The following is a 14,473-nucleotide window of genomic DNA, read 5'->3' as shown; positions in this document are numbered from 1 at the left end:
GAATCTACCTCGTTTTCCTGTTTCTAGACTCGGGCTAAAAAGGTCCCCCGGACCTTCCTCGCTTTCTCATTTCTAGACTCGGGCTAAAAAGGTCCCCCGGACCTTTTTACTCCCAAAAGTCATCAAATACGGTGATTGGTAGGTGGCGTTTGTGTTGGCCTTTGTGCCACCAGTTTTCGATAGTCTCTTGAGCTTCTGGGCTGATTGTTTTGCCTTCTAGGTAGTCATCAATCTCTTCATAAGTGACTCCAAGGGCGACTTCATCAGCCAGCCCTGGTTTATCTTCTTCTAGGTCTGCTGTTGGGATTTTTTCATAAAGGGCTGGGTCTGCACCAAGCTCCTTCAAGAGTTGTTTTCCTTGACGTTTATTGAGGCGGTAAAGAGGGAGAATATCTGCACCACCGTCACCAAACTTGGTAAAAAAGCCTGTGATATTTTCCGCAGCATGGTCTGTTCCAATGACAGCTCCACTATGGGCACCCGCAAGGGCATATTGGGCAATCATACGACTACGAGCCTTGATATTTCCCTTGTTAAAGTCTGAAACAGGACTTCCTGTCGCTTCGACTGCAGCTGTCATGGCATCAGCTGATTCCTTGATATTCACAACAAAACTGACATCTGGCTGGATGAAAGCAAGGGCTTTTTGAGCATCTGCCTCATCTGCTTGCACGCCATAGGGCAGGCGGACAGCGATAAATTGGTAGCTGTCATCTCCTGTCTCTGCTCGCATTTCTTCCATAGCTAATTGCGCCAAGCGCCCTGCTAAGGTTGAGTCTTGTCCTCCAGAAATCCCTAGTACAAAAGTTTTAAGGAAGGGGTGTTTTTTCAAGTATCTCTTTAAGAAATCAATCGAACGACGGATTTCTTCCTGAGCGTCAATCACTGGCTTGACACCCAGTTGCTGGATAATGGTCTCTTGCAAACTCATTCTTCTTCTCCTTCACCAAGGGCTTCCTTACGCATCTTATCAATCAAGTCCATCTTATCTTGCCAAATATCACGCGCCAAGTCTACTGGGTAATGTTGCGGATTGAGAACCCGTTTATACTCATCCCAAAGCTTGTCAAATTCTTTGCGAGCATAGGCCTGAATCTCAGTCAAACTAGGCAAATCGTAAACCAATTTTCCTTCTTTAAAGATATCCACCAAGAGAGGAACGGCATCAAAATTACGAACGGTTTTTTTGATATAGGTATAGGTCGGATGGAACATCTTGATTTCAGTCATGCTGGCAACGTCAACTCCATCATAAGTGATGTAGTCGCCTTCTGACTTCCCTTTTTCACGACTGGTAATGCGCCATACCTGCTTCTTACCTGGCGTAGACACTTTTTCAGCATTATTAGACAGTTTGATGGTATTGCGCATCTGACCATTTTCATCTTCGATGGCAACAATCTTATAAACTGCCCCAAGAGCTGGCTGGTCATAGGCTGTAATCAGCTTGGTTCCCACACCCCAGACATCAATTTTAGCCTTTTGCATCTTGAGATTGAGGATGGTATTTTCATCTAGGTCATTAGAAGCATAGATCTTAGCCTCTGTGAATCCAGCCTCGTCCAGTTGCTGACGGACTTTCTTAGAAATGTAGGCAATATCCCCAGAGTCAATCCGCACACCCATAAAGTTAATCTGATCACCCAGTTCACGCGCCACCTGAATAGCAGCTGGCACACCGATGCGAAGTGTATCATAAGTATCTACTAAAAAGACACAATCACGATGGGTCGCCGCATAGGCCTTGAAGGCTTCATAGTCGTTTCCATAAACCTGTACCAAGGCATGGGCATGAGTCCCCAAGACTGGAATATCAAAGAGCTTACCTGCTCGCACATTGCTAGTTCCGTTGGCTCCACCAATCACGGCTGCGCGTGTTCCCCAAATAGCTGCATCCATTTCTTGCGCACGACGTGTCCCGAATTCCATCAAAGGCTCATCTTCAATGACTGAACGAATACGTGCTGCCTTTGTCGCTATCAAGGTTTGAAAGTTAACGATGTTCAAGAGAGCCGTTTCGACCAACTGGCATTGGGCTAGAGGGCCTTCAACTTGAACAATTGGCTCATTAGCAAAAACCAAGTCCCCTTCCTGGGCAGAACGAACCGTCAACTCCAACTTGAGATTGAGGAGGTAGTCTAAGAACGCCCCATGATAGCCAAGCGACTCCAAATAGGCGATATCACTATCTGAAAAACGCAAGTCTTTAAGATAATGTACAATTCTTTCCAAACCAGCGAATACTGCATAGCCGTTCTGAAAAGGTTGCTGGCGGAAATAAACTTCAAAGACCGCCTTTTTATTGTGAATTCCTTGATCAAAGTAAACTTGCATCATATTGATCTGGTACAAGTCCGTGTGCAATGTCAAACTATCATCTGGATACATCTGTTTTCCTTCTTCCTACTTTACAAAGGTATGAACGTATTCTACCACTTTCACACCATCCGATAAATTAGTACTATTATAACACATTTTACCGAGATTGATAAAAAGCTAACAAGCTATTCTCCATTCTCCAGTTCATCCATATCTTGCTCAAACTTTTTCTGAGCCCATTCGCCATAACTTTTAAGGCCGAGATTGCCGATAAAAACCCAAGGAAGGTAGATCAGATAAGTAATGGCCCAAGCAGACAAGTATTTGAAGTTCAAAGGATTGTGCTGATAAATTTCGATATTGAATTGATAATTTTGCAACATCAAGAGAGTCGTAATAGCGAGAGTTACCAGCAAACACCCTACAATCGTAAAATGAAAACGACTATAGTAGGTCACTCCAAGTTGTCGTGCACGATTGAAAAAGAAGAAAATTCCTAAAAGAAGAGTAACCAGAAGAATATCAGGATTAAAAAGAGCAGGTGCTAATACAGCCACCAAATAACTTAGCAGAATGAGCCCGATAAACACATTAAAAGACTCTGTCCCAGCTTTGTTAAACAGTTGTTCTTCCCTTTCGTCTAATAATTGATAATAAAAAAATCTATTTTTCATCTTCTTCCTCCCAAAATAGTTGGTCTAAAGTTTTGCCTAAGCATCTGCAAATGGACTGGCAGAGCGAGAGACTAGGATTGTATTTCCCAGCTTCAATCAAGCCTATGGTCTGCCTAGTAACACCCACAGCCTCTGCCAAGTCCCCTTGTGTCAAGTCAAGCTCCACACGAGCTAGTTTTAATTTTAAATTTTTAGCCACTAGCGTCCTCCTTCACATTTTTAAAAAGTTGCGCTTCTTTTAAAAATATTATACCATATATCTAACTTAATGCAACATATAAATGTCATTTTGTAAGATTTTATTAACAAAAAAACTCTCTACCACAAAAAATAGAGAGTGTTGAGTTCAAATATAGGATTTCAAAATATCGACGACATCACTTCTTTTCTTGACCTGATAGGACTTGATGCCCAATTTCTCAGCTGCTATTGTATTGTCCTCAATATCGTCTAGAAAGACACAATTTGTAGGATCTAGCTGGTATTTATCGAGAATCCCCTTAAACATTGCCAAATCAGGCTTTATAGCTTTTATATCACAGGATAGGACAAAGCCATCTAAAAGTTCTTTTAAGGGAGACAGTTGCTCTTCCAGCAAGTCATAAAATACCTTTGAGGTATTGGACAAGACGAAGATGCGATGCCCCTTTTTCTTTAGTTCTGACAAGACAGGAAAGACTTCCCTATAAATATCAATGTAGCTAGGCCAATTCCAGATAACTTCTTCAACCTTCTTTTGATAGCCCCTTCCAATCATCGACACAAGTTTAAGCACCAACTCTTCTCTCGTCATAGTCCCAAGATCTAATCTTTCCCAAAGCCCCGACTGAAAAATGCTCTTATCTAAAATGAGATAATCTTTCTTCGTATTCGAAACACTTTGTAAAATCTTATCCTTGTTCCATTCTAATAAAACGTTGCCCATATCTAGTATGATATCCATTAGCCCACCTCCATAGTGATGTGAAGATTTCCTCTTTGCTTTATACTTTCATATTCAGCTTACAAATCCTTTTGGTAATAAAATCTTTGCCCTGTGTAGGGATAGTCTTGCAAGGTAAAGACTTCCTTGTAGCCATGCCTTTTATAAAAATCTGGTGCTTGAAACTGGTAAGTATTCACGAAAGCAAACTGACAGTTTCGATTCTTAGCTTCATTTTCAGCTTGCTCCAATAGTTTTGAACCGATTCCCTGTCCTCGCAATTCCTCTTTCACAAACAAATATTCGATTTCCAGCCAATTTCCGAAAGTCTCTGCTACTAAGCCCGCCAAGAGATTGCCCTTTTCATCTTCGACATAAAGGTTCAGTGGCTCACTTATAGCCTCTTCTCTTTTGGAACGATTATAAGCACGAATCAAATCCTCTATTTCTTGCGCTTTATGAGACTCCTTATTTTCCAATCTAACGTGCATCCAAACCTCCTTAGAACTGTTACAGCTTGATTATAATCTTATTTCAATAGACTGTCAAACTAGAAAAAACTCACCAAGCTGAGTTGATGAGTTTATGATTTATTTTCTAAATTTCCACTGGCTATAAATTCCGAAAACAAGAATCCAGATGGCAGAACCAACTGCCCCCATGAAGGTAGATTCTTGTAAAAAGAGGGTTACAAAGACAAAGATAAAGAAGAGCATGGTTAAAGGATTTAGAAAACGGTAATGGGGCATGAGGTAGCCATCCGCCATGAAGTCTTGTGACTTGCGGTATTTGAGATGAGCCACCATGATCAAGATATAAATCGCGATGTAAACACCTGATGAAGACGCCGTAATCAAAGCAAAGGCATCGGAAACACCTGGCAAAACATTGATAAAGGCAGCCAGAGCAATCAAGATTGCTGAAGCAATAATAGCATTTTGTGGAACATTATGGCGAGAGAGAGTATCTGCCTTGATCGCTTTTAGGAAGCGATTGGGTGAATCATGAGCAATCTGGTAGAGGTGTCGCCCTGTTGAATAGAGGGTTGAATTAAGAGCAGATGCGGCCGACGTCAAAACAACGAAGTTAATCAGAGCTGCCGCCCACTTGATACCTGCCAGCTCAAAAACCGTTACAAATGGTGAATCTGAAGAAGCAAGTTCTCTCCAGGGAATAATAGACATAATGGCTAATAGGGCTCCGCCATAGAAGAAGACAATTCGGAGAGGAATTTCCTTAACTGCTTTTGGCAAAACCTGACGAGGATTCTTCGTTTCAGAGGTTGTCACTCCGATAAATTCAATCATCAGATAGGCAAAAAATACCATTTGAAAGGCCATGACAAAGTTCATGACTCCATTTGGGAAAAGAGAGAATTGATTGCTGATATTTACCAGACTTGCAGCACCATATGGTGTTTCAAATCCTGTCAAGACCATAAAGACCCCTGTTGCAATCATAGCTAAAATAGCCACAATCTTAACCATAGCAAACCAAAACTCGACTTCTCCAAAGAGCTTAACCGCAATCAGATTGACCAAGGCCAAAATCGTTAAAAAAACAATCTGAATCAACCAACTAGGCCAAGAAGGAAACCAAAACTGAACATAATGCGAAATCGCGGTGATTTCTGCCATACCGATAAAGACAACAGACAACCAATAAGACCAAACCGAGAAATACCCCCAGCCTTTCCCCAAATGACGGGTGATAAAGTTGATAAAAGTATGTTGTTCTGGATCCTGATATAGCATCTCCCCAACAGCCCTCATCATCAAAAACATAAAGGCTCCTGTAATCATGTAAATCAGGATGATAGAAGGTCCAGTAAGGCTGATAGAACGACCAGCACCTAGGAAAAGTCCTGTTCCGATTGTCCCCGCAATGGCCATCACCTGAACATGGCGATTGGTTAAGCCACGCTCCATTTTATTTTTTTTCTTATTTGAACTCATATAGTCTCCTATTTATTCAAAAAATCAAAAAGGAGTTGAGCAAGTCAAGACCTCCACTACTCCATTTTCATTCTATTTAGGCTGTTTTTTCAACCTTTAAAATTTTGACATCGTAACTACCAACAGGTGTCTCAATCGTAACAATATCGCCTGTTTTTTTGCCGATCAAAGCTTGTCCAATCGGACTTTCATTTGATACCTTCCCAGCGAAAGCATCCGCACCTGCAGAACCGACGATGATGTAGACTTCTTCTTCCTCTTCACCGATTTCTTGGATGGTTACGGTCTTACCGATAGCTACCTCATCTTGGGCAACTGCATCGCTATTAACAATTTCAGCATAACGAATTTTTGTTTCTAGACTTGAAATTTGACCTTCAACAAAAGCTTGTTCATCTTTTGCTGCTTCATACTCACTATTTTCTGAAAGGTCTCCATAGGAACGAGCAATCTTGATACGCTCTACGACTTCAGGACGACGAACGAGTTTCAATTCTTCTAATTCTTTTTCTAGTTTTTCCTTTTCTTCAAGGGTCATTGGGTAAGTTTTTTCTGCCATTTTTTCAACTTTCTTTTCTATTACTTTTTTAAAACAAAATTATGTGGAAAACCACATAATTTTAGTTTGAACTACTTGATTGTGTTAATTTACTATTGATATGTTCCGCAACGTTTTGGTCATGCTCTTCTTTTGTTGTTGCAAAGTATACTTTACCGTCTTCAACATTAGCTACAAAGTACAAGTACTCACTCTTTGTCTGATTTACACTTGCTTCAATAGCATCGAGGCTTGGACTATCAACCGGGCCGGGCATGAGGCCAAGATGTGTATAAACATTATAAGGTGAATCAATCGTTGTATCAATTCCAGCGTCATCTGCTAAACTAATCTTTTGACCAAGTTTTCCTTGAGCATATAGGATAGCGATATTACTTTGAAGTGGCATACCAACATTCAAGCGGTTATAGAAGACACCTGCGATTTTCTTGCGATCTTCGGTCTTAGCACCTTCTTTTTCGACAAGAGAAGCAATGCTGAGCAATTCATTAACTGTCAGATTCTTTTCTTTGATCGTAGCGTAATATGGTGACATAGCCTTATCCATAGCAGCCACCATCTCATCAATCAAACTTTCAACAGTTGTACTGTCTTTGATCGTATAGGTTGCTGGGAAAAGGTAGCCTTCAAGACGATAACGAACGCCACTGTCTTTTGTTGGAAGACTTCCAAGTAGGTTTGGATACTTGGCTACTAATTGTGAGATAAAGGTCTCATCTTGAGCTTTTGCCAAGAAAGCATCCGCAGTAAGAGGTTCTTTAAAATCACCTTGGAGTTGACCTACTGTCTGAGCAATTTGCTCTAAGGTATAACCTTCCGGAATAGTTAAGTTCGCAAGCACTGGTTCTTGAGGTTCAGGAGTTCCACCTTTTTGCAATTCTTGAATCAAGTCATCCGTACTCATGCTCTGCTTCAAATTGTAATAACCTGACTTCAAATCTGAACCCTTATACTTAGCATAAATACTAAAGATAAGTCCATGTTTGACCAAACCAGATTTTTCCAAAGTGCTCCCAATTTGTTGCACATTTGATCCTTCTGGAATTTGAACTGTCATATACTCCTTAGAGCTCGCATCAACAGGTTTCAAAGAGTCTTGAACATAACCGTACCCAAAGTATCCACCAGCAGCCACAAGCACCAAGAGGACTAAAAAGGTTACTAGGAAACCCTTGGCCTTTGATTTCTTCTTTTTCTTGGTTGGTTTTTTACCTTTACGGCGACGGTTACGACGTGGTTCCTCCGTTAATCTGTCTGAGGATCCAGTTGAAACTAGCGCTTCAGCTTTATTCTCAGAAGAAGGAACTGATGTATTGGCCTCTTCTGTCTTATAAGTCACATCTATCTTGGTCGGAGTATCGTTAAATTCTTTTTCTTCAGGTTCAAGTTCAACTGGTTCCACCTTAGGTTGAACGGACTCCACTACAGGTTCTTCAGCTGGATGAATCGGTTCTACTAGAGGTTCTTCCGATTCTACAACTTCAATCTTGTCAATGACAGGCTGTCTAATCTCTTTCTCTTCTTTTTCATCCGTTTCATCAGTTTCAGCACTCGAAAGTGGAGGAACACTCGGCGCATTCTTTAGAATTTTATCGACAACAGATAGGGAATCAGCCATCAACTCTTCTGTTGAAGTATCAGATTCAGGATTTGCAGGAGTTACTGAACTAGCTTGAGATGATGAAGCTGTCAGATTTGGAATGTCTACTTCTTTCTCTCTTCTATCTTGTTCTTTTACTCTCTCTAAATCACGTAGAATCTGCTCTTTAAAGCTTAATTTTTCTTCTTCTCTTGATTTTTCAGTCAAAAGCATTACCTCCTTGTTGACAATCCATAATATTATATCTTAAAAGTTACAGAAAAGCAACAAAACATCCCTTTCTATAGCTATGATTCTCATTTTTTAAGGTTGCCAAACCATATCATACCAACTTTCACCCGCAAAGCTTGACTGGGATACCCCTTCATTCACAAATCCATTTTTTTCATAATAAGGGATGAGATAGTCATGACAGGTCAAATTAATACCTTCTCGTTCATGTTCTAAAGCGACTTCTTTCAGAGCCCTTAACAGTCTTTTCCCCACGCCCAAGGCTTGTGACTCCTTAGCTATGGAGAGACAAGTCACAGAGATATAGCCTCCAGGTCGATGGCTATAGTCTTTTATCTCTTCTGTAAAGGACTGATCTTGTAGATGACGATGTGGGACGACTGGACCTTCAATATACCCAAGGATACGTCCTTCTTTTTCAGCGACGAGAAAGCTCGTCTGAATCTCACGTAAGTGCGCCTCAAAGACCGAACGAGGAATGGCTTCTTCAAGGGAGAAATTCTCCAGCTCTATCTCTAAAATTTGATCTAAATCCGAAAATCTTGCGTGTCTGATTTTCATACTTCCTCCTGATCAAAAGGATTAGTCCAAATCAGATTCCATCCCGAAAATCTTGCGCATGAAGCTTCTGGCACTTCTTCCTCAACAAAGCCATTCATTTCAAAATAAGAGAGCAAGTCATCAGGACAAATCAAGCGAAGATACTCATACCCTCCTTCCACCGCCACTTGTTTCAAGCTAGCAAGAAGAAGGGTCCCCAAGCCTTGCCCGCGATGGTCAGGATGAATAGCTAATGATCTTATTTCTATCCATGTGTGATGAAGAGACTGAGACTCTCCTAAAACATAGCCTATGAGCTGGTTTTCATCTCTTGCTACAAGAAAGGTATCCGCAATCTTACGGATACTCTCTTCTAAAAACTCGTAGCTCACTATTTCTTCTGAGGATAAACAAGATTCTTCAATTGCTACAATTTCTTCTAAATCCGATAAAGTAGCCCGTCCTATTGTGATTGGAATTTCCATTCTTTTTTCTTATTGGACGTTGCTTGTCAAATTAGACAAAAGACGTTCAAATGAGTACTCATAGGTTTGGATATCTCCTGCTCCCATAAAGACATAGACTGCATTATCATGCTCAAGGAGTGGTGATACATTTTCAACTGTGATGACTTGGCTTTTCTTCTTAATTTTATCTGCTAGGTCTTCTACCTTGACGTCACCATGGTCCACCTCACGGGCTGATCCATAGATTTTCGCCAAGTAAACAGCATCTGCCTGGCTCAAAGCTTTAGCAAAGTCGTCCAATAGGGCAATGGTTCTAGTGAAAGTGTGTGGTTGGAAGATTGCAACAATTTCCTTGCTTGGGTATTTCTGGCGAGCCGCATCTAAGGTCGCAATGATTTCCGTTGGATGATGGGCAAAATCATCGATAATAATAGTACCATTGACAACCTTTTCAGTGAAACGACGCTTGACACCAGCAAATGTTTTCAAGTGTTCACGTACCAAGTTCAAGTCAAACCCTGCTGTATAAAGTAAACCAATAACGGCTGTCGCATTCATAATATTATGACGACCAAAGGTTGGAATGTGGAATTGACCCAACTCTTGTCCGCGGAAATGAACTGTGAAGGTCGAACCAGTTGTAGAACGTAGAAGGTCGCTAGCTACAAAGTCATTTCCCTCAGCATCAAAGCCATAGTAATAGATTGGAGCATTGGCTGTAATCTTACGCAACTCAGCATCCTCACCGTAGACAAACAAACCTTTAGTAATTTGTTTGGCATAGTCATTAAAGGCGTTGAAAACATCCTCTAGACTTGTAAAGTAGTCTGGATGGTCAAAGTCAATATTGGTGATGATAGAGTATTCTGGGTGGTAAGGCATGAAATGACGCTCATATTCGTCAGATTCAAAAACAAAATACTTAGCATTTTCAGAACCTCGACCCGTTCCATCCCCAATCAAGAAGCTAGTGTCTGTGATGTGAGACAAAACATGAGACAGCATCCCAGTCGTTGATGTCTTTCCATGCGCTCCTGCAACCCCCATGCTGACAAAGTCACGCATAAAGCTGCCTAGGAATTCATGGTAACGTTTGTAGCTGATACCATTTTTGTCAGCATAGGCGATTTCAACATTGTTATCTGGACGAAAGGCATTTCCAGCAATAATTTCAAGATCCCCTTGCAGGTTCTTTTCATCAAAAGGAAGAATCGTAATCCCTGCCTGCTCTAGTCCACGTTGAGTAAAGTAGTATTTTTCAACGTCTGAACCTTGAACCTTGTGTCCCATTTGGTGCAACATCAAGGCCAAGGCACTCATCCCTGATCCCTTGATTCCAATAAAATGATATGTTTTTGACATGTTTTTCTCCCTTACTCAGTAATTCTTGTCAGATTCAACTCTTGGGCAACCTGACGTTCCTGTTCCGTTTGCTTATTCTTTTTATTATAGATTTGACTCTTCTTTAGAAAATCATAGTTGTTCTTTTTAGCCTTTCCCGTCTGGGATTTCGAAGTTGGATTCGCCACTTGGCCAACCTCCTCAGCTAAGATATAGTGAGACTGGCTCAAGTTTTTACTAAACTTGGCAAACTCACCTGGATTTTCCTTTTGAAATGGTGCTGTTGGTTGGTTTCCTTGACGAACAAGTGTTGAATCATTGTGTCGTCTGGTATGACTAACATCCTGAGTCAAATACTTGGCCGAACGTTTCTTCTTCAGATCCGCACGCGCCTCTTCTCTAGCCAATTCAGCATACGTTTTTTCAACTTTTTTAGGTTCTGGGTTTGGTTTTGACTCCTTGCTAACTGCCGAAGGAGTTACAGCCTGTTCCTCATTGATAGGAGACCATTCCAAATAGTTTTTATCGCGGTAATCACCCTTAATATTGCTAATAAAGTCTGACTCATCGTACAAGTCCATGACTGGCATTTTAGTCAGCATAATCTCATCATCTGACACCAATGGAAATCGATCTTGTTTCATTTTGTATTTCCTTTCAACACTTCATTATAGCGTATTGTCTTGATTTTTCAAGTGCTGGCTTCAGAAATCCCTAAAATTTCTCGAATTTCTGCCAGACTAAGACTCGCACGCGATTCCGTTCCATCCAAAACTTGGGAAACCAGGTGTTTCTTCTGTTCTTGGAGTTCTTGAATCTTTTCTTCAATGGTTCCTCTAGTAATCAAACGGTAAACCTCTACCTTCCGCTCCTGTCCCATTCGGTGAGCTCGTCCGATAGCCTGAGCCTCGACGGCAGGATTCCACCAGAGGTCCACTAAGATGACGGTGTCAGCTCCTGTCAGATTGAGACCGACACCACCCGCCTTAAGGGAGATGAGAAAGATATCCCTTTCCCCTTGGTTAAATATTTTGGTCATCTCTTGTCGGTCTTGAGCAGGAGTTGAGCCCGTAATTTTGAAGGAAGTCAAGCCCAAATTTGGGAGCTCTTGCTCGATTTTTTCCAACATTCCTTTGAACTGGGAGAAAATCAAGACCCGATGCCCACCATCAGCCACTTGTAGCAATAAATCTCGGAGACTATCCAATTTACCACTGCCTCCTTGGTAATTGTCCATAAAAAGAGCTGGCGTATCGCAGATCTGGCGTAAACGCATGAGACCAGATAAGATTTCTACCCGACTTCTCTGAAATTCTTGATCTGTCACTTGCGCTAGGCGGTCTCGCATCTGTTGCAACTGGGCGAGATAGATGGCCTTCTGCTGGTCTTCCAGTTCATTTTTATAGACAACTTCGATCAGATCAGGTAGTTCTGTTAGGACTTCTTCTTTCTTACGCCTCATGACGAAGGGCTTGATAAATTGCGCTACTCGGTCAGCCGGTAATTTCATAAACTCCTTTTTACTTGGTAAGAGCCCCGGAAGCACAATTTGAAAGATAGACCACAACTCTCCTAAATGATTTTCGATGGGCGTACCTGACAAAGCAAAAACTGCCGGCACCACGAACTGGCGCAAACTCTGAGCAATCTTAGTCTGGGCATTTTTCATGACCTGGGCTTCATCTAAAAAGAGAAAATCAAAAGCCATCTCTTGATAAAGCTCGCTGTCTTGACGAAAGGTGGCATAGCTAGTCACATAGATTTGGTGATTTTCAGAAAGAATTGCTTCTCGATTCGCTTTCAAACCATGAACGACAGCCAAATCCAACTGTGGGGCAAATTTTCTGAATTCATCTGCCCAATTGTAGATCAAACCTGACGGCGCTAAAATCAAGACACGACTATTTTCTGTCACCTGACTAGTCAAAAAAGCGATAGTTTGCAATGTTTTTCCCAGTCCCATATCATCTGCCAGAATGCCACCAAAACCATAGTGATGAAGCATCTGGAGCCAACGAACACCCTTTTCCTGGTAGTCTCTCAAACTCGCCTGCACCCGTATATCTCCCAAAGGAAAATCCTCTGGATGGGTCAAATCATGAGCTAAATGCTGAAATTCCTCTGTGAAGGAGATCCTATCTCGACCTTCAAAAAGCTGAGAAAGGCTATAAGCCAGAGATTTTCGAGCTTGAAAAGAACCATCTTTTAGCTCAACCCCCAGTTCCTGCAAATTTTGACGAATCTGCTTGGTTTCCTCATCAAAAAAGTACACTTGGTCAGAAGAACTGATATAGAAATCCTTATTGCTGGTCAGGGCTTTAAGAGCTTGATCAATCTCTTCTTGGGCAATTCCTTGGAAATCAAACTGGATTTCCAACAGTCCTCCCTTGGACTCAATCTGAACCTGAGGAGCTTGGACGCTGTAGAGCTGATTCATCTCATCAGACAAGAAAACCTGACCCAATTTCTCAAAAGCTGGAATCGTATGGTGAAAGAAAGAATAAACTGCCTCTGGCTTCAAGGCCTGTCTCCAAGACTGAAAATCAACCTCAAAACCAGCCCCTAAACAGACTTGAAATAGTTGGTTTTCCAAGACGGCATCGCTTGAAAATGGTAATTGTTCCAGCTGTTGCTGACTAGTCACCTTAAGATCTCCATAGTCAAACTGGATATCCAAACGAATGCGACCGTCATCCTCCCTATCAAAGTAAAAGATTGGTGAAAAGGGTCTGATTTGCAAGCACTCAGGAGCAGAAACTGTGCCCAGCTGTCCAAACAAAGGCAGACAGGCGGCTAGGCGATCACGATCACTGTTGTCAAACTGGAGGCATTTTCTCCCTCTCTCCTCCTGAGGAAGCTCCTTGATTTCCTTTAGTAGGCTGATTTGTTTAGGGTTTAAGAGATAAAGATTCCCCTTACGAAAGAGAACTGCCCCTTCATAGAATACGTTGACTCGCTCAGTCTCAGAGATCTCCATCTCAAAATAATCGGGATACTCCTGAACAGAAAAAGAGAACAGTTTCGCATCGGGATCTAAATCATGAAAGAGAAGATTTTCATAACTAGTAATCTGGTGCTCAAAATGAAAATCCTCCAAGGTCATCAGCAACTCCACTCCCTGTTCAAAAAAGGTCAGAGGGAAAAAGAGGTGACGACCTTGATTGGGGAAAAAGAGGTCTTGACTCAGTCCCTCCTCAATCAAGCCACATAAAAAAGTAAGAACTTCTTGACTAGCTGTATCAAAAGCATCCCAAGACAAGTCATTTTCATAGTGTTTCCCAATCATATATGGCTTTCGATGGACCAAGACCTTCAAAAAGAGAGGGATGTCACGAATGACATAATATTTTTGACTATCAACTAAACCGATTCGGAGAGTCCAAAGGAGGCGATTGGTTCCAGCTTCTACCTGGCCTTGAGACGACAAAGTGTAGATTTTCTCTCTCTTCTGAGGTTGGATACGCTCCAAAAAACTACCGCCAAAACTAACCTTGGTTTCGACCTCTTCTTGCTCTTCATGTCCTTTTTCTAAGGCTCGTAAAATCACCTGGCCTTCTTCATCATTCTTCAGATAATGCTCGAGCGCTGCGAGGTGAACACAGTAACCTCTTTTTTGGAAAAAATCGCAAGCACAAAAAACCAGATCATCCTCTAAACTGTAGCGCAAGTCTTCTCCCGCCACACGAGTATAGAGGCGATTCCCTTTTTCCTTGATAATCTCAATGTTGCCTGTTTCATAGAGTGTAACCCCCTCCATGCGCAACTTTCCCGGAATCAATTTAGCCATAGTTACCCCTTTATCTTATCTTTTCATTATACCACATTTTCCCCTACAAAAATAGCCTTCTAGGAAGACTTTTCTCCT

At 41.6% G+C, this 14,473-nt stretch carries 14 protein-coding genes; all 14 read right to left on the bottom strand.

Annotated elements, in window-relative coordinates; translation table 11 throughout:
* Window positions 1–106: 106 nt before the first annotated feature.
* Window positions 107–931: an ammonia-dependent NAD(+) synthetase gene (nadE, locus tag EKB01_RS01105; protein WP_109290132.1), complete on the bottom strand. Its 825-nt coding sequence runs from the start codon at window positions 929–931 to the stop codon at window positions 107–109.
* Complete coding sequence (locus EKB01_RS01100; protein WP_167265323.1) at window positions 928–2,388, bottom strand: nicotinate phosphoribosyltransferase; 1,461 nt, start codon at window positions 2,386–2,388, stop codon at window positions 928–930. The genes nadE and EKB01_RS01100 overlap by 4 nt, the downstream gene beginning before the upstream one ends.
* A gap of 116 nt (window positions 2,389–2,504) precedes the next feature.
* Entirely contained in the window at window positions 2,505–2,993 is a 489-nt protein-coding gene (locus tag EKB01_RS01095; RefSeq protein ID WP_084939842.1) for a DUF6773 family protein, read from the bottom strand.
* A complete protein-coding gene (locus EKB01_RS01090) occupies window positions 2,983–3,192 on the bottom strand; it encodes a helix-turn-helix transcriptional regulator (protein ID WP_001107495.1) in 210 nt (69 codons plus the stop codon). The genes EKB01_RS01095 and EKB01_RS01090 overlap by 11 nt, the downstream gene beginning before the upstream one ends.
* 147 nt (window positions 3,193–3,339) lie before the next feature.
* Window positions 3,340–3,936, bottom strand: coding sequence for an HAD family phosphatase (locus EKB01_RS01085; RefSeq protein ID WP_033584516.1), 597 nt, complete (start codon window positions 3,934–3,936; stop codon window positions 3,340–3,342).
* A 59-nt stretch (window positions 3,937–3,995) separates the two neighbouring features.
* Window positions 3,996–4,406: a GNAT family N-acetyltransferase gene (locus EKB01_RS01080; protein WP_081730809.1), complete on the bottom strand. Its 411-nt coding sequence runs from the start codon at window positions 4,404–4,406 to the stop codon at window positions 3,996–3,998.
* Between the two features lie 99 nt (window positions 4,407–4,505).
* Window positions 4,506–5,870, bottom strand: a complete 1,365-nt coding sequence (locus EKB01_RS01075; RefSeq protein WP_167265321.1) for an amino acid permease — start codon at window positions 5,868–5,870, stop codon at window positions 4,506–4,508.
* A gap of 76 nt (window positions 5,871–5,946) precedes the next feature.
* Window positions 5,947–6,429, bottom strand: a complete 483-nt coding sequence (greA, locus tag EKB01_RS01070) for a transcription elongation factor GreA (protein ID WP_007521354.1) — start codon at window positions 6,427–6,429, stop codon at window positions 5,947–5,949.
* A 61-nt stretch (window positions 6,430–6,490) separates the two neighbouring features.
* Window positions 6,491–8,242 (bottom strand): endolytic transglycosylase MltG, encoded by a 1,752-nt coding sequence (mltG, locus tag EKB01_RS01065; protein WP_167265320.1) that lies wholly within the window; start codon window positions 8,240–8,242, stop codon window positions 6,491–6,493.
* A gap of 90 nt (window positions 8,243–8,332) precedes the next feature.
* Window positions 8,333–8,821 carry a GNAT family N-acetyltransferase gene (locus EKB01_RS01060; protein ID WP_061588060.1) on the bottom strand — a complete coding sequence of 163 codons (489 nt, stop codon included), beginning with the start codon at window positions 8,819–8,821 and terminating at the stop codon, window positions 8,333–8,335.
* Window positions 8,818–9,285, bottom strand: a complete 468-nt coding sequence (locus EKB01_RS01055; RefSeq protein WP_061588059.1) for a GNAT family N-acetyltransferase — start codon at window positions 9,283–9,285, stop codon at window positions 8,818–8,820. The genes EKB01_RS01060 and EKB01_RS01055 overlap by 4 nt, the downstream gene beginning before the upstream one ends.
* 9 nt (window positions 9,286–9,294) lie before the next feature.
* Entirely contained in the window at window positions 9,295–10,629 is a 1,335-nt protein-coding gene (murC, locus tag EKB01_RS01050; protein WP_000048097.1) for a UDP-N-acetylmuramate--L-alanine ligase, read from the bottom strand.
* A gap of 11 nt (window positions 10,630–10,640) precedes the next feature.
* A complete protein-coding gene (locus EKB01_RS01045) occupies window positions 10,641–11,252 on the bottom strand; it encodes a hypothetical protein (RefSeq protein ID WP_061588057.1) in 612 nt (203 codons plus the stop codon).
* Between the two features lie 47 nt (window positions 11,253–11,299).
* Window positions 11,300–14,395 (bottom strand): DEAD/DEAH box helicase, encoded by a 3,096-nt coding sequence (locus EKB01_RS01040; protein ID WP_167265318.1) that lies wholly within the window; start codon window positions 14,393–14,395, stop codon window positions 11,300–11,302.
* Between the last annotated feature and the right edge of the window lie 78 nt (window positions 14,396–14,473).

Source organism: Streptococcus sp. CCUG 71758 (genome assembly GCF_011714815.1).
GTDB lineage: Bacteria > Bacillota > Bacilli > Lactobacillales > Streptococcaceae > Streptococcus > Streptococcus halitosis.
The sequence above is the reverse complement of the archived record's forward strand: the minus strand, read 5'-3'. Positions and strand labels throughout refer to the sequence as shown.